Source organism: Pseudomonas graminis (genome assembly GCF_004364335.1).
Taxonomy (GTDB): domain Bacteria; phylum Pseudomonadota; class Gammaproteobacteria; order Pseudomonadales; family Pseudomonadaceae; genus Aquipseudomonas; species Aquipseudomonas graminis_D.
Genome location: NZ_SOCR01000008.1, coordinates 64,627 through 82,475 on the forward strand (window position 1 = coordinate 64,627; position 17,849 = coordinate 82,475).

The following is a 17,849-nucleotide window of genomic DNA, read 5'->3' on the forward strand; positions in this document are numbered from 1 at the left end:
TCAATAAACGGGCGGGGGTCAATACACCGACGGAACAACCATTTCACGCGGTACCGGCGCGCGCAGGTAATTGGCGTTGTACTCGCGCTCCGGCAGCACCACTTGCGGCGTCTCGGTATCGCCACGCGGGATCTGCTCCAGCAGGTGATGAATGCAGTTCAGGCGCGCCCGCTTCTTGTCGTCGGCCTCGACGATCCACCACGGCGCGACGTCGGTGTGGGAACGGGTAAGCATTTCCTCTTTCGCGTTGGTGTAATCCTCCCAGCGACGACGTGACTCCAGGTCCATCGGCGAAAGCTTCCACTGTTTCAGCGGGTCATGAATGCGCATCAGAAAGCGCCGGTATTGCTCATCATCGGTGATGGAGAACCAGTACTTGATCAGGATGATGCCCGAGCGCACCAGCATTTTTTCGAACTCGGGGACGGTGCGAAAGAACTCTTCGTACTCCTCGTCATTGCAGAAGCCCATGACCCGCTCGACCCCGGCCCGGTTGTACCAACTGCGGTCGAACAGCACCATTTCGCCGGCTGCAGGCAGGTGCGCGACGTAGCGCTGGAAGTACCACTGCGTGCGCTCGCGTTCACTCGGCGCGGTCAGTGCAGCTACCCGGCAAACCCGCGGGTTGAGACGCTGAGTGATGCGCTTGATCGCACCGCCCTTGCCTGCCGCGTCCCGGCCTTCGAACAGCACGACCACCTTGAGCTTCTGGCTCACCACCCAGTCCTGCAGTTTCACCAGTTCGCCTTGCAGGCGCAGCAGCTCACGGAAATACAGGCGGCGATCAATCCCCTTGGGCACCTCCTCACCCAAGTCAGCCAACAAGCCATCCAGGCGCGCGTCGTCGTACTCCATTTCCAGTTCTTCGTCGAAGCTGTCGAGGATGTCGGCCTGGATGTAGCGGGCGGTTTCGGAGAAATCCAGAGTCATGACGAGGCTCCCGGCGTGGATTCAGAGGGGGTGGGGAGAGAATTTAGGCACGCCGGCGGTGACAGAAGAATGACAAAAGCCTTACAGCGCGGAAAAGTCCTGCTGCTGCATCGTCCTCATCGATGGCTGATTTTGAATGGCAGGCAGGGACAAAGCGGCGTGGGTAACATCAGCCGGGCAGGACGTTCGGGCAGGGATCAGACGCTGACCGTTTCGACGGTGATTTGCCGGTGAGCCTGGAATGGCGCTACCAGCGCTTCATCGGCTTGCGCGGCAGTAATCAACGTCCACTCGCGCTCGATCGGCGTCCAGTGCTGTTGTCGTGCGCGGCCAAGCTTGTCGGCATCTGCAAGGACAAACACCTGCGCCGCGCGCTTGATGATGCACTCCTTCAGATAAGCCTGTTGGTCGCTGGCCTCGCACAGGCCGAATTCGGCGACCACACCGTCAGCGCCCAGAAACGCCTTGTCGACGCTCAAACGACTGAGCGTCAATTCCGCCAGCGGGCCCAGCGTGCTCATGCTCGAACCCCTGAGATCGCCACCGATCAGCGTCAGGCGGATTCCCGGCGCGTTCGCCAGCGTCATGACGGCCATCAAATTGTTGGTCACAACATGCACGTTCTGTCGAGACGAAAGATGGAGCGCCAGCGCAGCACACGTCGTTCCGCCATCAAGGAGTACCGTGTCGCCGTCCTCAATGTGTAACGCGGCCGCCTGCGCAATAGCGTTTTTCTGGTCGCGCTGAGTCGCTTTGCGCTCCTCAAGAGAGGCCTCGGGTTCATGCACCCCGATCAGCGCAGTGGCTCCGCCATGGGTCCGCACCAAATGTCGCTGCTTGGCCAGCATGGTCAGATCGCGACGGACAGTCGCTTCCGACACACCGAGGGCGGCGCTCAATTGCTCGACATTGGTGTCACGGGCGCGAACCAGTTCGAGAATGGCGCGGTGACGGTCGTTGGCTTTCATGGGCGGCCTCGTTGCATAAAGGCCGCTGATCTTACACGACCCGACCGGGTCGCCTCACCCTCGCCGGGTGGCCAGCTCCGCGCCCTGGCGCAGCGCCTCGAGCATGCTGCGCTCATCCGCGATGCCCTTGCCGGCAATATCGAACGCCGTGCCGTGGTCGACCGAGGTGCGGATGACTTCAAGGCCGACGGTGACGTTAACGCCTGCTTCAAGGCCAAGCACTTTGACCGGGCCATGGCCTTGATCGTGGTACATCGCAACCACCAGATCAAAATCGCCGCGCCCCGCCCGGAAAAACAGTGTGTCCGCAGGCAGAGGACCGGTAACGTCCAAGCCTTTGTCCTGCAGCACCTTGACGGCGGGAATGATCTTTTCCTCTTCTTCGCCATAACCGAACAGGCCATTTTCCCCTGCATGGGGGTTGATGCCGCAGACCCCTATGCGGGGCCGTTCGATACCCGCCTTGACCAGAGTCGCGTTGCCCCGCTCAATCGTTCGCTGTACCAGGCCCGGTTCGATTTTGCGAATGGCATCGATGATGCCCATGTGCGTCGTGACATGGATAACGCGCAGCTGCGGCGCCACCAGCATCATTGACACTTCGTCGACATGGGTGAGGTGCGCCAGCATTTCGGTATGGCCCGGGTATTTGTGACCACCTGCGTGCAGCGCCTCTTTGTTGAGCGGCGCCGTGCAAATGGCGTCGATCTGCCGGGCTTCGGCCAGCTCGACCGCACGTGCAATGAAACGGTAGGCGCCGTCACCGGCAATGGGCGACAGCTGACCGAACGGCAGATCGGCCGGGATCAGGTTCAAATCGATGCAATCAATCGTGCCCGGCTCGTATTGAGCCTCTGAAGCCTCGCTGATGCGGCGAACCTTCGCGGTGCCATTGACAATGGTGTTGGCCAGCTCCAAACGCCGGGCATCGCCGATGACCAGCGGCCTGCATTGCTGATAAACCACGTCGTGGTTCAGGCTTTTGACGATGACTTCCGGGCCTACGCCGCTGGCGTCGCCCATGGTGATGCCGATGATCGGCAGATAGTGACTCATGATGTTTTACCTAATAGCGCAGGATTCTTGGCAGTGCCTGCGCCGTACTGCGCAGGCTCGATTGCGTTATTCAAATGCAGCCAGGCCGCGTACAGGGCGTGCTCCGTCCCAAATGCGCCGGCTTTTGTTACCACGCCGGGACGGCGCCCCGCCAGCGGAGTGATGGGGAGCCCGAACGCAACGCCCGCTTCGACCTCACAAATAAGCTGCAGACTGACGATGCCCACGGCGCTGAGCATGGCGCGGGCCGTTTCGCCGCCAGTGGCAATGACGCCACCCACCTGTGCGAAATTCGACCGAACCAGTGCTGCAAGTCCGGTCGACAGATGCGCACCTTCCGCCGGATCGAACGCTTCATCACGCCCGATACGCAGCAATAAGTCATCGCCCTGGTTTAAGCATTGGCCTATACGTGCCTCCCAACTGTCCCAATCGACATGTTTCTTGCCTTGGCGCAGCACCGGAGGCGGGACAACAAGGTCCTTTATTCCAGTGCGCTCCTTGAGCATTGCGCACTGGCGCTCGGAAACCCCGGACAGGCTGCCGACCAGCACCAGTGTGGGTGCATATTTTTCGTGTTGGTCGGGAGCATGCAGGCTTGCGCCTGAGATGAAGCCTGGCAGCAAGGCGATTTCCCGAGCCAGGCCACCCGAGCCCACCCAGAACATCGCCTCCTCCAACTGCGAGGTCACGACGGACAGTGTTTTCAGGTCCTCAGTGGTCACCGCATCAACGATCAGCGCCTGCGTGCCACTCTTCGCAACCTCTCCAATGTGTCGGGCGAGCGCAGCCGCATCACCCCGCAACAATGGCAGGGCCAGCCGCGCTACCTGCAGCCCGGCAGCTTCCAGCATCGAGGAGATGTCCGCAGAGCGGTCTGCGTGCTCAAGCTTCCACGTTTCGGTGGTTTCCAGCGGGTGGCCGTTGACCAGAACCTGGCCGTCAACGGTGGTACGGCCTGTGGTTGGAAATGCCGGAGCAACAATCGCCAATCCCGCCTCTGCCTGGAGCGCAGCGACCTCGGCAGCCCAGTTACCCCGCAGCGTCGAGTCGATCTTTTTGTACAGTTTTTGTCCAGGCGCAAGCAGCGACCGGTAAGCCGCCAATGTCCGTTGACCTGCCTGAGCACCCGTCAGGCGCCGCGTGTCGGTATCAATCGCAACCACACTGGCGTCGCCGGTGTCATGGGCCGCATCGAGCGTGACCACAGTGTCATGCCCGGCACTGGCGAAAGCGATGGCGCAATCCGCCGCCCCTGAAAGGTCATCGGCGATGATCAGCAACGTCATCGAACAACCTCCCGCTGCGCTGTTGCTTCTGTCTGGGACTGGGGATGACGAGTGCAGTAGCGCTTGGCAATGGCCGCCGTGAGAACGGGCGACAAGACAGCCGTCACTACCACACAGGCTGCAACCAGGAGCGTCGCGGAGTTCGCCGCTTCGGTGTAAATCGGATTCGCGGCGGCCACGAGCGCTGGAACCGCCGCCGCGTTACCGGCTGTGTTGGCAGCCGCCACCCCCGCTACGCCGGTACCGCCCGATAACCTGTCGGCGAAGTACAGCGGAATACCGGTGATTACGACGACTGCCAGCCCAAGACCGATACCCAACAACCCGGCCTGCCAGACCTTGTGTAAATCGAGACTGGCGCCCAATGCCAAGGCGAAGAACGGAATCATCACCGGCACAGCCTTGGCCAGAAAGTCACGCATCTCGCGGTCCAGATTTCCCAACAGCATTCCCAGCAGGAGCGGAAGAATGGCCCCGACCAGCGTGGGCCAAGGGAAGGCTGCCAGGCCCGCAACGCCCAACGTCACCATGGTCAGAAAGGGACCGGACTCCAGCGACATGACCGAATACGCGCCTACGTCTTCGGAGCGCCCGTATTGGCCCATCAACGCCATGTACAACCCACCGTTGGTGTCGTTCATCGCGGCAACCACGGCCAACGTCGATAATCCGGCGAAGACGCCAGAGGTGATGGGCTGCTCCCCCAGGAAGTGGCCCATGATCACGCCGATGACAATGGCGGTGCCGACCTTGGTGGCGAACAGCACTCCACCCTTTTTCAGCAGATAGGGCGTTGCCTTGATGTCAATGCTCGCGCCCATGCAGACGTAAAACACCGCCAGTATGGGCAACGAGCCGGTGAACAGCGCATTGGTGAACGACCCGAAAAACTTGGGCATGTCGGGCAAAAACGTCGCTACAAGCGAGCCGATGAGCAGTGGCACGATCATCATCCCGCCCGGCACCCGCTCGATAGTACGTTTAATCGGAAATTGGGCCACAGGGAGCACTCCTTATTTTTATAGGGTGAGGCTGCAACAAGCCTGATTGCGCGAAATGATCATTATTTTGACTGATTCGCTCAATTCAGCTTACCCAAACATCAAATAATGCGCAAACCAATCATTTCAGCTTTCGATATGATCATCCGGCGGGATTTCCAGTCAGCTACTGGCAACGCCGTATTCAATGAAGTCGCGCCGGGTGTTTTGAATATCGCCCGCCTGTCAGCAGAATCTCCTAACATGCCCCGCTTGCCGAAGGAGATCCGCCCTTGCCTGACACTCATCCCCCAGCGCTCGACGACATCGACCGCAAACTGATCGCCGCGCTGCAAATCAATGCCCGGGAACCGGTTGCCAATCTGGCTCGACAATTGGGTATCGCCCGCACAACTGTGACCTCGCGGCTGGCGCGCCTGGAAAAAGCCAAAGTCATTACCGGCTATGGCGTGCGACTGGGTCAGCGGTTGGTGGATGGCGGGCTGCAGGCTTATGTCGGGATCACCGTGCAGCCTCGCTCGGGCAAGGAAGTGTTGCGGCGGCTGAGTGCGCTGGCGCAGGTGCAACAACTGTGCGCCGTGAGTGGCGAGTTCGATTACGTCGCCTGGCTGCGCACCGATTCGCCGGAGCAGTTGGATCAGATGCTCGATCTGATCGGCAGTGTCGACGGCGTCGAGAAGACCACCACGTCGATCATCCTGAGCAGCAAGATTGATCGCGGCCAGCCGTCCTGATCAGCCTCATTCTGACAATATGACGAAATATTTCGTCACTTTGCCGGCATTCTCTACACAACGACGACACTCTGCGTCTTATTAACGTTCCAACTGTTATCTAGACTTGTCCACTTTCGCGCCCCACTCGAACAAGGTCAGTCATGAAGAACAATCGCCACCCCGCCAATGGAAAGAAACCGATCACCATTTTCGGCCCGGACTTCCCGTTTGCCTTCGATGACTGGATTGAACACCCGGCGGGCCTCGGCAGCATTCCTACAGAAAACCTCGGCAAAGAGGTGGCCATTGTCGGCGCAGGCATCGCCGGGCTGGTGGCGGCTTACGAGCTGATGAAGCTGGGCCTCAAACCGGTCGTTTATGAAGCCTCCAAAATGGGCGGCCGCCTGCGCTCGCAGCAGTTTGAAGGCGCTGAAGGCATCATCGCCGAGCTGGGCGGCATGCGCTTTCCGGTGTCCTCCACCGCCTTTTATCACTACGTCGACAAGCTCGGCCTGGAATCCAAACCTTTCCCCAACCCGCTGACGGCAGCGTCGGGCAGCACCGTGATTGACCTGGAAGGCAGCACTCACTACGCACAGAAACTGTCGGATTTGCCTGCGCTGTTTCAGGAAGTCGCTGACGCCTGGGCCGACGCGCTGGAGGACGGCTCGCGGTTCGCCGACATCCAGCAAGCCATCCGCGACCGCGATGTGCCTCGGCTCAAGGAGCTGTGGAACAAGCTGGTGCCGCTGTGGGACGACCGCACGTTCTATGACTTTGTCGCCACGTCCAAAGCCTTCGCCAAACTGTCCTTCTATCACCGCGAAGTGTTTGGTCAGGTCGGTTTCGGCACCGGTGGCTGGGACTCGGACTTCCCGAACTCGATGCTGGAGATCTTCCGCGTGGTCATGACCAACTGCGACGATCACCAGCACCTGATCGTCGGTGGCGTCGCGCAAGTCCCGATCGGCATCTGGCGCCACGCACCCGAGCGCTGCGCGCACTGGCCAGAGGGCACCAGTCTTTCTACGCTGCACCGAGGCGCACCGCGCACGGGCGTCAAAGGCATCAGCCGCGCCGCCAACGGTCAGTTCGCGGTCACCGACAACCTGGGCGATGTTCGCCATTACGATGCGGTTCTGGCGACATGCCAGAGCTGGTTGCTGACCACGCAGATCGAGTGCGAAGAGTCGCTGTTCTCGCAGAAGATGTGGATGGCGCTGGACCGCACCCGCTACATGCAGTCATCGAAGACCTTCGTCATGGTCGACCGGCCGTTCTGGAAGGACAAAGACCCGGAGACCGGTCGCGACCTGATGAGCATGACCCTGACCGACCGCCTGACCCGTGGCACTTACCTGTTCGACAACGGCACCTATTCCAACGGCGTCGAGAAGCCGGGGGTGATTTGCCTGTCGTACTCGTGGATGAGCGACGCGCTGAAAATGCTGCCTCACCCGGTGGAAAAACGCGTCAGCCTGGCGCTCGGGGCGCTGAAGAAGATCTACCCGAAGGTCGATATCGCCGCACGCGTCATCGGAGATCCGATCACCGTGTCGTGGGAATCCGACCCACACTTCCTCGGCGCCTTCAAAGGCGCGCTGCCGGGCCACTACCGCTACAACCAGCGCATGTACGCGCACTTCATGCAGAAGGAAATGCCTGACGAGCAACGCGGCATTTTCATCGCCGGTGACGATGTCTCCTGGACACCCGCTTGGGTTGAAGGCGCAGTACAGACCTCGCTGAACGCGGTATGGGGCATCATGACCCACTTCGGCGGCAAGACTCACGCCGAGAATCCGGGGCCTGGCGACGTGTTTCACGAGATCGGCCCGATCGTTTTGCCGGAATAAGGAAGCCTCTTATGCGCGTCGCCCTCTACCAATGCCCACCGCTGCCGCTCGATGTCAGCGCCAATCTTATGCGCCTGGAAGCTCAGGCGATCGAGGCATCGGCGCAAGGGGCGAAGCTGCTGGTCTTCCCGGAGATGTTTCTCAGCGGCTACAACATCGGTGCTCAGGCGGCGCGGGAGTTGGCGCAAGCATGCGATGGCCCGGCTGCGCTGAAGATCGCCGAGATTGCGCAAGCTGCGGGTATCGCGATTCTGTACGGCTACCCGGAGTTGAGCAGCGACGATCAGGTTTACAACGCCGTGCAGTTGATCGACGCGCAAGGTGTGCGGCTCTGCAATTACCGTAAGACCCATCTGTATGGCGACCTGGACAACGCGATGTTCAGCGCGGGCGATGAGCACTTTCCGGTGGTGGAGTTCGGAGACTGGAAGCTCGGCTTTTTGATCTGCTACGACGTCGAGTTTCCTGAGAATACGCGGCGTCTGGCCCTGGCGGGCGCAGACCTGATTCTCGTACCGACTGCCAACATGGCGCCCTACGATTTCGTCGCGGAAGTTACCGTGCGAGCCCGCGCCTTCGAGAACCAGTGCTACCTGGTTTATGCCAATTACTGCGGCAGTGAGGGCGAGATCCATTATTGCGGCTTGAGCAGCATCTGTGCGCCAGACGGTCGGCAAATCGGGCTTGCCGGTCTGGATGAGGCACTGGTGATTGCGGATCTGGATCGTGAATCAATGAGTGAATCTCAGGCGATCAATACGTATTTCAAGGATCGCCGGCCGGTGTTTTATTCCGGCCTGGGCAAACCGTAGGGTCATCATCCTGCGTCGCCACTGCGCACGTCCCACACTTGCACGTCTGTTATCCGCTAGCATGGCCGCTCAGTCATCAAACATCACAAGCGCCATGCCCAACGACATCAGCCGACGATCACTCACCCTGCCCAATGGCTTGAACGTGGTGCTTGTTTCCGCCCCACGTTTGAAGCGTTGCGCGGCGGCATTGCGGGTGGCGGCAGGCAGTCATGATGTTTCTGCCCGCTGGCCGGGGCTGGCGCATTTCCTTGAGCATCTGTTTTTTCTCGGTACCGAGCGCTTTGCGGGCGACGAAAAGCTGATGGCGTTCGTGCAGCGTCATGGCGGGCAGGTGAACGCCAGCACACGTGAGCGCACGACCGACTTTTTCTTCGAACTGCCGCGCGCCGTGTTTGCTGACGGCCTTGAGCGGCTGTGCGAAATGCTCGCCCATCCGCGCATGAAGATTCCGGATCAGCTGCGAGAACGGGAGGTGCTGCACGCGGAATTCATCGCCTGGTCGCGGGACGATGCCTCCCGTGACCTGCTCAAACGCCTGCAGCCTTTGTCAGCCCTGCATCCGCTACGCGGGTTTCATGCAGGGAATCGCTTCAGCCTTCCAGTGCCGCGTCAGGCGTTTCAGCATGCGCTGCAGGATTTCTATCGACGGTTTTATCAGGCCGGGCAGATGACGTTGAGTCTGGCGGGGCCTCAGTCGCTGAATGAACTCGAGGAGCTGGCAGCGCAGTTTGGCGGGTATTTCGTTCAGGGCATTCGCGCGGAGCAGCGGCGACCGCCTGCGCTGCTCACTGATGCGACGAAGCCAATCCCCAAACCTGACCAGCGTCGGATGCATCTGACTTTCGCGTGCGAAGGCTTACCGGCAGGGCAGGAACAGGCCGCGGCGTTTCTCTGCACCTGGATGAATGACGCGCAAGGGGGCGGGCTGGTGACGGAGCTGCGTGAACGAGGGTTGATTGAATCGCTGAAGGCCGAGGCCATGTATGAGTTTGCCGGCCAGGCAGTCATCGACATTGAGGTCGCATTGGCCGCGAAGACACCCGATGCGTCATCGCAGGTATCAGCGTTGGTGTTCAGCTGGCTCGCCTTCTTCAAATCCCATTACCGCCGGTTGTTCGATGAATACGCGCGGCTGGAACAGCGGCGTCTCGCCTTCAGTGGTGCGCTGTCGCTGGCGCGGTATTTCAGCGCGGAACCTGATACGGCGGGGCTGTCGGTAGACGCGGTCGACGCACTGCTCAGCCAGCTCACACCACAGACGCTGTTGCAGGCCGAAGGCGAGTGTCCGGCTTACGAGGCTTCAAGCGTCGATTGGCGTGTGCCCGCACCCAATCCATTTCTCAAGCAGGCAACGCCAGTCACTGCGCCGACCTTGCCGCTGCCCAAGCTGACATTCAGCGATGCGCTGCCAGCAAACGGTGAGGCCGCGCTTTACCTGCGATGGGCCCTTTCCACGGCGCAACCAAAGCTTGCACGAGTACTGGAAGAAAGCTTGAAACCACTGACGGCTCAAGCCAACCAAGCGGGGATCACGCTGGCATTCAGTTCTTACGGCAAATTCTGGCAACTGAAAGTCTCAGGCTTGGCCGAACCGTTGCCCGCCGTACTGGAACAGGCGCTGCTATTGCTCGGCCAGCCGGCTGCGCAAACCCTGGCGCGCTACAGTGCGCCGAATAATGAACCGGCACTCATCCCGATACGTCAGCTATTGAAGACCTTGCCTGATCATTACTTGAACAGCCCAGTCACCCATCAGACTGACAATCTGCAGCGCGTCTGGGCCGAAGCGTTCTGGACCGGGTTTGCCACGGGCTTCACACCCTCAGCGCGAAACGTGTTGAGTCACGCCGCTCGGCTTATCCCCGGTTTCCCTGAGCATCCAACACACGCGACACTCCGGGCCTCCGGAACGCATTGGGAAATCGAACCGTCAGAATCTGCAGAAGTTGCGCTGCTGATGTTCTACCCGACACCCTCCGATTCTCTCCACGATGAAGCCACGTGGCGACTCTTCGCACAGCTGATGCAAGCGCCGTTCTACCAGCGCCTACGGGGCGAGTTGCAGTTGGGTTACGCCGTTTTCAGCGGTTTCCGACAGATCGCAGGCCATGGCGGCCTGTTGTTTGGCGTGCAATCGCCCCATGCGAGCGCGGAACAACTCGTCGCGCACATCGAGGCGTTCATCAAAGGTCTGCCTACATTGATCACCGCCGCAGACCTACCCGCGCGGGTAAAAATCCTGCAGGACCAACTCGATACGGCTGACATGGAACATCCGCAAGCCTCTGAGCTGCTCTGGCACGCGCATATGGCTGGCCATGGCAGCGACTACAGCGCCCGCCTGCAACATTCCCTTGCATATCTTCAGCAAGCCCCTTTGCTGGAAGCCGCTCATCGGCTGGTCCGGGCCGACAGCCCCAGACTCTGCCTGTCGAACCGTTCCAGCCCGCTCTAACCCGCTTCGGTCGCGGCCCGCATACAGGTGATCATTGCCCGCTGTGCAAGGATCTTTATCGGATATTTCATCATTGGCCTTCCGATAATTTTAGTAACATAGCCACCTAAGCATTTGAACGTCTCCGCTCGCAGGAGCACTAACGAATGTAGTCACCCACCGCTGCACTAACCCAGAAGGAGTCAACTATGTGGACTAAACCTGCTTACACTGATCTGCGTATCGGCTTTGAAGTCACCATGTACTTCGCAAGCCGTTGATTGTTGCGCGGTGAGAAGCCTCGGTTCGCCGGGGCTTTTTTTATTGACGCGATTCTGATTCAAGGGCCGGACTGGCCTGTCGCCACGGGGTTTACATGCACATCCAGATTCTCGGTTCCGCCGCCGGCGGTGGTTTCCCTCAGTGGAACTGCAACTGCGCCAATTGCGCAGGCTTTCGCGACGGCAGCTTGCGGGCGCACGCGCGCACCCAGTCGTCCATCGCGCTGTCGGACGACGGTGTGAACTGGATCTTGTGCAACGCCTCTCCCGACATCCGCGCACAGCTTCAGGGTTTCGCCCCGATGCAGCCCAATCGTGGCCTGCGCGATACCGGAATCAGCGCGATCATTCTGATGGACAGCCAGATCGACCACACCACCGGGCTACTGAGCCTGCGTGAAGGCTGCCCGCATCAGGTGTGGTGCACGGACATGGTTCACGAGGACCTGAGCACGGGTTTCCCGCTGTTCAACATGCTCAAACACTGGAATGGTGGCCTGGCCTGGAATCGCATCGAGCTGGAAGGCAGCTTTATCATTCCGGCCTGCCCGAATCTGCGCTTTACGCCGTTTCCACTGCGCAGCGCGGCACCGCCCTACTCGCCACACCGATTCGACCCGCACCCGGGCGACAACATCGGCTTGATGGTCGAGGACATGAGCACGGGCGGCAAACTGTTCTACGCGCCGGGCCTGGGCAAAGTCGACGATGCCCTCATGGAGAAAATGAGCGGCGCCGACTGCCTGCTGGTCGACGGCACAATGTGGGACGACGATGAAATGCAGCGCCGTGGCGTCGGCACCCGCACCGGGACTGAAATGGGTCATCTGGCGCAAAACGGGCCCGGCGGCATGCTCGAAGTGCTGGAAAAGCTGCCGCAACAGCGCAAGGTGCTTATCCACATCAACAACACCAATCCGATACTCGACGAAGACTCGCCCGAGCGCGCTGAACTGGCGCGGCGTAACGTCGAAGTGGCGTTCGATGGGATGAGCATCGAGCTGTAGGAAAGCGCTTTCAGTAAACCGCGCCCCACATTCGTTAGGAAGAGTGCCGACATGAGCGATGCAACGCCGCTGTCCCCCGCTGAATTCGAACAGGCCCTGCGCGCCAAGGGCGCGTATTACCACATCTATCACCCGTTCCATGTGGCAATGTACGAAGGGCGCGCGACCCGCGAGCAGATTCAGGGCTGGGTCGCCAACCGGTTCTACTATCAGGTGAATATCCCGCTGAAAGACGCCGCGATTCTGGCCAACTGCCCGGACCGGGAGATCCGTCGCGAGTGGATTCAGCGTTTGCTCGACCATGACGGCGCACCCGGTGAAGACGGCGGCATCGAAGCCTGGCTGCGTCTGGGTCAGGCCGTGGGCCTGGATCCTGACCAGCTGCGCTCCCAGGAACTCGTCCTGCCCGGTGTACGATTTGCCGTCGACGCCTACGTCAACTTCGCCCGCCGCGCCAACTGGCAGGAAGCAGCGAGCAGTTCGCTGACCGAGCTGTTTGCGCCGCAGATCCATCAGTCGCGGCTCGACAGCTGGCCACAGCACTATCCGTGGATCGATCCGACCGGCTACGAATACTTCCGCACCCGCCTGGGTCAGGCCCGCCGCGACGTCGAGCATGGTCTGGCGATCACGCTGCAGCACTACACCACGCGGGAAGGCCAGCAGCGCATGCTGGAAATTCTGCAGTTCAAACTCGACATTTTGTGGAGCATGCTCGATGCCATGAGCATGGCGTACGAGCTGAATCGCCCGCCCTATCACAGCGTGACCGACCAACGCGTCTGGCACAAAGGAATCGCCCTATGAGCTTCGATCGCGAACAGGTGCCCAACTGGCGCCGCGGTTATCGTTTTCAGTTCGAGCCCGCACAAAACGGTCACGTGCTGCTCTACCCCGAGGGCATGATCAAGCTCAATGACAGCGCGAGCGCAATCGGCGGCCTGATCGATGGTCAGCGCAGCGTCGGCGCCATCATTGCGCTGCTTGACGAGAAATTCCCCGGCGTTCCCGAGCTCGGCACTGACGTCGAGCAATTCATGGAGGTCGCCCGTGCAGAACTCTGGATCGAATTTGCCTGACTCAGTGAACACCCAGTCCGATGTCTACATTCCGCCCACGCCCCCGGTCGGGCTGCCGTTGTGGCTGCTCGCCGAGCTGACTTATCGCTGCCCGCTGCAGTGCCCGTATTGCTCCAACCCGCTGGATTTTGCCAAGCAGGGCCAGGAGTTGACCACCGAGCAGTGGTTCAAAGTCATGGCCGAAGCCCGGCAAATGGGCGCGGCGCAGATCGGCTTTTCGGGTGGCGAGCCACTGGTGCGTCAGGACCTGGCCGAGCTGATTGCCGAAGCGCGGCGGCTGGGTTTCTACACCAACCTGATCACCTCCGGCATCGGCCTGACGGAGCAGAAGATCATCGACTTCCAGGAAGCCGGGCTGGACCATATCCAGATCAGTTTCCAGGCCAGCGACGAGCAAGTGAACAACATGCTCGCCGGCTCGAAAAAGGCCTTTGCGCAGAAGCTGGAAATGGCCCGCGCCGTGAAAAAGCATGGCTATCCGATGGTCCTCAACTTCGTGACCCACCGGCACAACATCGACAAGATCGACAAGATCATCGAGCTCTGTGTAGCGCTGGAAGCGGACTTCGTGGAGCTGGCAACCTGTCAGTTCTACGGCTGGGCGCATCTGAATCGAGTGGGCCTGCTTCCAACCAAAGACCAACTCGTGCGCGCCGAGCGGATCACCAACGAGTACCGGGCCAAGCTCGCCGCTGAAAACCACCCGGTGAAGCTGATCTTCGTCACCCCCGATTACTACGAAGAGCGCCCAAAAGCGTGCATGAATGGCTGGGGCAATCTGTTCCTGACCGTGACGCCGGATGGCACTGCGCTGCCGTGCCATGGCGCGCGGCAGATGCCGATCCAGTTTCCCAACGTGCGCGATCACACGATGCAGCACATCTGGTATGAGTCATTCGGTTTCAATCGCTTTCGCGGTTACGACTGGATGCCAGAGCCTTGCCGCTCCTGCGATGAGAAGGAAAAGGACTTCGGCGGCTGCCGCTGTCAGGCGTTCATGCTCACCGGCGATGCGAGCAACACTGACCCGGTGTGCAGCAAGTCGCCGCAGCATCACTTGATCACCCAGGCCCGTGATGAAGCCGAGTATGCTAGCCAGACCATCGAGCAACTGGCCTTCCGCAATGAACGAAACTCACGCCTCATCGCCAAGTCCTGACCTCCTTTCTGCCGCCCAGGCTGTGGCGGCAGGCACCGATTTCGCCGAACTCGCCGTCAGCCCTGCGGGGCTTTTCTGGAGTGAATTCCGTCCGCAAGATGCCGCCACACGCATCTGGCGCTGGCACGACGGCGCAACTGCTTGCCTGACCCCCGAAGGTTTCAGCGTGCGCAGCCGGGTGTATGAGTATGGCGGCGGGTCGTTCTGCCTGACCGACGATGCCGTGGTGTTCGTCAACGAAGCGGACCAGCAGATTTACCTCCAGCCCTTCGACGCTCAAACCCCTCACCCCCTGACCCAGGGCGACAAACTCTTCGGAGATGTCCGCTATGCGCGTGGGCAGATTCTGGCGGTTGAGGAGGATAAAGATACTCATCGGCTGATCGCGATCGACGTCGCCGACGGCCGCCGCCATGTGCTGGCCGAAGGTGCTGATTTTTATGCTTCGCCCACGGTGAGTCCGGATGGCAATCGCCTGGTGTGGATAGAGTGGTGGCGGCCCCACCAGCCATGGACGTCCACGCGACTGATGAGCGTCGAACGCCAGGCGGACCTCGCATGGGGCCGGCCGCACTGCCTCGCGGGCGGATTGGGTCTGGAGTCGCTGCAGCAACCCCGTTTTGATGAAGCGGGCCGCTTGTATTGCCTGACCGATCGCGCCGGATTCTGGCAGCCGTGGGTTGAGACGCTGGATGGCTTTGAAGCGCTACCCGCCGCCCCTGCTGATCATGCGTCCGCGCCGTGGCAACTGGGCGCGTCGACTTGGGCGCCGCTCGGCGACGGCGCGTACCTCGCCGCCTGGTTCGAAGACGGTAAAGGCCTGCTCGGCGTGCGCTCGGCGCAGGGTTCAGTTGAAGATTTCAGCGGCGGCTACAGCCGTTTCAGAAGCCTCGCAGTGGACGCGGACTACCTCTATTGCATCGCGGCGTCGCCGGTCAGCCCTTCTGCTGTCATTGCCATCGGTCGTGCTGACAAGCGCGCTCAGGTGCTGGTCGGCGGCGTGAGCCCGCTCCCCGTCGAGCGCATCAGCCAGCCGCAGACCTTGCGTTATCCAAGTGAGGCCGGCGAGGCACACGGCTATTTTTATCCGGCCATGAATGGCGACGAAAAGCCCCCGCTGGTGGTGTTTATCCACGGCGGCCCAACGTCCGCCTGTTACCCCGCGCTGGACCCGCGCATTCAGTTCTGGACCCAACGGGGCTTCGCCGTCGCTGACCTCAACTATCGCGGCAGCACCGGTTATGGCCGCGCCTATCGCCAGGCACTGTTTCTGGAATGGGGCGTTGTCGATGTCGAGGACGCCTGCGCAGTGGTTGAATACCTGGGCAATCAGGACCTGATCGACCCGGCAAATGCGTTCATCCGAGGCGGCAGTGCAGGCGGTTATACGACGCTGTGCGCACTGGCGTTCAAGGATGTGTTCCGCGCAGGGGCAAGCCTGTATGGGGTGAGCGACCCGCTCGCGCTGGCGCAAGCCACGCACAAGTTCGAAGCGGATTATCTGGACTGGCTGATCGGCGACCCCGACGTCGACATGGCGCGCTACCGGGAGCGCACGCCGTTGCTGCATGCCGACCAGATCAAAGTGCCGGTGATCTTCTTCCAGGGCGAACTCGATGCCGTGGTCGTCCCCGCCCAGACCCGCGACATGCTCAATGCGTTACTGGAGAACGGCATCCCGGCTGAAGGGCATTTCTACCCCGACGAACGCCACGGCTTCCGCAAAGCCGCCAACCTGGCCCATGCACTGGAAACCGAGTGGGCGTTTTACCGGAAGGTGATTGATGGGTGATGTGTCAGGCATTTGCTGTCCCAAGTGTTGATGGCGGCCCGAAATCCGTAGGAGCCGGCTTGCTGGCGAACCGCGTGTCCAGGTGACACTGCGGCGTCTTACATGACGCCTTCGCCAGCAAGCCGGCTCCTACATATTGCATCTGGCCCTGGAATTACCAGCGACCAAATATGCTGCCCTGTTTGATTTGAACCTGCGAGCCCACTGAAACAACGAAAACACTCACTCAGCCATGCACGTGCAGCGCCACGGCGCCGATCAATACCAGCCCCACCCCGCAGACCTGAACGGCGCCGAGCCGCTCTTTGAAAAACAGGAAGCCAAGCACGGCGGCTATCCCGCCTGACAGGGTGCTGATGACGGTGACCACGGAAATCGACCCCACCATCGCGCCATAGGAGAACGCAGAAAACCCACCCAGGTTGAGCAGGCTTGCCGCCACAAGGGTTACCCCGGCGCGCGCAGGCGGCAGCTTCAAGGCGTCTTTCATCCGCGAGATCATTGGCGACAATACGGCGAGGCCCACAAGATACCCGAGCCAGAGCATCGTGACGGGGCCCAGTGCTGGCAACGTGTAACGGCCCTGCATCCAGAAGCTCGATCCATACAGCAAGGCGGCGACCAGTGCGTAGACAATCGCTTCCCGGTTGTGCTTTTTCGCCGTGGAATCTTCGCCTTTCGTGCTGCTCGACAGCACGACTCCCAGCACGCACAACGCGATCAACAGCACCTGAGTCATCGAGATCTGCTCGCCGCTCACCCACGAAAGCAGCGTGGTGAATACGCCATACGACGTCACCAGTGGAGCCACAATTGAAGCTTTGCCGAGGGAGAACGCTTTGGATAACGCGAGCGCGCCGCTGACCGTGAAAATTGAGGCCAGCACACCTAGGAGCCATACAGGCCAAGGGGCAGAGAATGCTTTGGAAATGAAAACCGGATAGCACAGCAAGAGCGTGCACATGATCAGAAAGCCAAGCGCCTGACCAAAATAAACCGCTCGCTTGACCCCTACCGCACGGGCATTGAGCCCAACCAGAAAATCTGTGCCGCCCCAGAACAGAGCGGCGAGTAATCCCAAAACAACGTCCATCCCTGACCTTCCCGATCATAAAGTCCGACGTCGGACTCTATGTCAGCTGACCTGAGACAGGAAGCGCAGTGTTTAACGGATCAGGTTACTTGCGACTGACAATGATGTAGATCGCGTGGATGATCCCCGGGATGTAGCCCAGCAGGGTCAGCAGGATGTTCAGCCAGAAGGCGCCGGCGAAGCCGACTTGCAGGAACACGCCCAGGGGTGGCAGCAGGATGGCGATGATGATGCGAATGATGTCCATGGGTGGAGCTCCTGATTAATGGCCCAACGGGGGCCTCACTGCTAATCGACCTTGGGCCGTTACAGGGGTTCCCACAGCTCATGTCATCAAGCTATTACCTTCCGCAGCCGCATAAAGCGAAGTGGC

At 60.6% G+C, this 17,849-nt stretch carries 17 protein-coding genes; 10 read left to right on the forward strand and 7 right to left on the reverse strand.

All coding sequences use genetic code 11. The annotated features are described in order from the left end of the window. Positions 1-18: 18 nt before the first annotated feature. The 5 genes from ppk2 to EC919_RS16355 form a co-directional block, all read right to left on the reverse strand. Positions 19-930 carry a polyphosphate kinase 2 gene (ppk2, locus tag EC919_RS16335; protein ID WP_122536527.1) on the reverse strand — a complete coding sequence of 304 codons (912 nt, stop codon included), beginning with the start codon at positions 928-930 and terminating at the stop codon, positions 19-21. Positions 931-1,127: 197 nt separating this feature from the next. Next, positions 1,128-1,898, reverse strand: a complete 771-nt coding sequence (locus tag EC919_RS16340) for a DeoR/GlpR family DNA-binding transcription regulator (RefSeq protein WP_133775480.1) — start codon at positions 1,896-1,898, stop codon at positions 1,128-1,130. A 54-nt stretch (positions 1,899-1,952) separates the two neighbouring features. Further along, positions 1,953-2,954 carry a 4-hydroxythreonine-4-phosphate dehydrogenase PdxA gene (gene pdxA, locus EC919_RS16345; RefSeq protein ID WP_133775481.1) on the reverse strand — a complete coding sequence of 334 codons (1,002 nt, stop codon included), beginning with the start codon at positions 2,952-2,954 and terminating at the stop codon, positions 1,953-1,955. After that, entirely contained in the window at positions 2,951-4,243 is a 1,293-nt protein-coding gene (locus EC919_RS16350) for a four-carbon acid sugar kinase family protein (RefSeq protein ID WP_133775482.1), read from the reverse strand. Before EC919_RS16350 ends, pdxA begins: the two co-directional genes overlap by 4 nt. Beyond that, a complete protein-coding gene (locus EC919_RS16355) occupies positions 4,240-5,244 on the reverse strand; it encodes a 2-keto-3-deoxygluconate permease (protein WP_133775483.1) in 1,005 nt (334 codons plus the stop codon). Before EC919_RS16355 ends, EC919_RS16350 begins: the two co-directional genes overlap by 4 nt. A gap of 272 nt (positions 5,245-5,516) precedes the next feature. Here EC919_RS16355 and EC919_RS16360 point away from each other — a divergent pair, with 272 nt between their 5' ends. The 10 genes from EC919_RS16360 (at position 5,517) to EC919_RS16405 (ending at position 16,383) form a co-directional block, all read left to right on the forward strand. Next, the gene (locus EC919_RS16360) at positions 5,517-5,978 is read left to right on the forward strand and encodes an Lrp/AsnC family transcriptional regulator (protein ID WP_133775484.1); all 462 of its coding nucleotides are present in this window, start codon (positions 5,517-5,519) and stop codon (positions 5,976-5,978) included. Between the two features lie 143 nt (positions 5,979-6,121). Next, a complete protein-coding gene (locus EC919_RS16365; RefSeq protein WP_133775485.1) occupies positions 6,122-7,816 on the forward strand; it encodes a flavin monoamine oxidase family protein in 1,695 nt (564 codons plus the stop codon). A gap of 11 nt (positions 7,817-7,827) precedes the next feature. Next, a complete protein-coding gene (locus tag EC919_RS16370) occupies positions 7,828-8,628 on the forward strand; it encodes a carbon-nitrogen hydrolase family protein (protein WP_133775486.1) in 801 nt (266 codons plus the stop codon). 94 nt (positions 8,629-8,722) lie between these two features. Further along, positions 8,723-11,086, forward strand: a complete 2,364-nt coding sequence (pqqF, locus tag EC919_RS16375) for a pyrroloquinoline quinone biosynthesis protein PqqF (protein ID WP_133775487.1) — start codon at positions 8,723-8,725, stop codon at positions 11,084-11,086. Positions 11,087-11,274: 188 nt separating this feature from the next. Continuing rightward, positions 11,275-11,346: a pyrroloquinoline quinone precursor peptide PqqA gene (pqqA, locus tag EC919_RS16380; RefSeq protein ID WP_008365141.1), complete on the forward strand. Its 72-nt coding sequence runs from the start codon at positions 11,275-11,277 to the stop codon at positions 11,344-11,346. A gap of 95 nt (positions 11,347-11,441) precedes the next feature. Continuing rightward, the gene (pqqB, locus tag EC919_RS16385) at positions 11,442-12,353 is read left to right on the forward strand and encodes a pyrroloquinoline quinone biosynthesis protein PqqB (RefSeq protein ID WP_133775488.1); all 912 of its coding nucleotides are present in this window, start codon (positions 11,442-11,444) and stop codon (positions 12,351-12,353) included. Positions 12,354-12,404: 51 nt separating this feature from the next. Beyond that, positions 12,405-13,160 (forward strand): pyrroloquinoline-quinone synthase PqqC, encoded by a 756-nt coding sequence (gene pqqC, locus EC919_RS16390; RefSeq protein WP_133775489.1) that lies wholly within the window; start codon positions 12,405-12,407, stop codon positions 13,158-13,160. After that, positions 13,157-13,432, forward strand: coding sequence for a pyrroloquinoline quinone biosynthesis peptide chaperone PqqD (gene pqqD, locus EC919_RS16395; RefSeq protein WP_133775490.1), 276 nt, complete (start codon positions 13,157-13,159; stop codon positions 13,430-13,432). The genes pqqC and pqqD overlap by 4 nt, the downstream gene beginning before the upstream one ends. After that, complete coding sequence (gene pqqE, locus EC919_RS16400) at positions 13,404-14,591, forward strand: pyrroloquinoline quinone biosynthesis protein PqqE (RefSeq protein ID WP_166650571.1); 1,188 nt, start codon at positions 13,404-13,406, stop codon at positions 14,589-14,591. Before pqqD ends, pqqE begins: the two co-directional genes overlap by 29 nt. After that, a complete protein-coding gene (locus EC919_RS16405; protein WP_133775492.1) occupies positions 14,557-16,383 on the forward strand; it encodes a S9 family peptidase in 1,827 nt (608 codons plus the stop codon). The genes pqqE and EC919_RS16405 overlap by 35 nt, the downstream gene beginning before the upstream one ends. A 226-nt stretch (positions 16,384-16,609) precedes the next feature. Here the strand turns inward: EC919_RS16405 and EC919_RS16410 are convergent, their stop codons facing one another. Continuing rightward, positions 16,610-17,476 (reverse strand): DMT family transporter, encoded by an 867-nt coding sequence (locus tag EC919_RS16410; protein ID WP_208294985.1) that lies wholly within the window; start codon positions 17,474-17,476, stop codon positions 16,610-16,612. A gap of 85 nt (positions 17,477-17,561) precedes the next feature. After that, positions 17,562-17,723, reverse strand: a complete 162-nt coding sequence (locus tag EC919_RS16415) for a YqaE/Pmp3 family membrane protein (RefSeq protein ID WP_037019089.1) — start codon at positions 17,721-17,723, stop codon at positions 17,562-17,564. Positions 17,724-17,849: the final 126 nt, after the last annotated feature.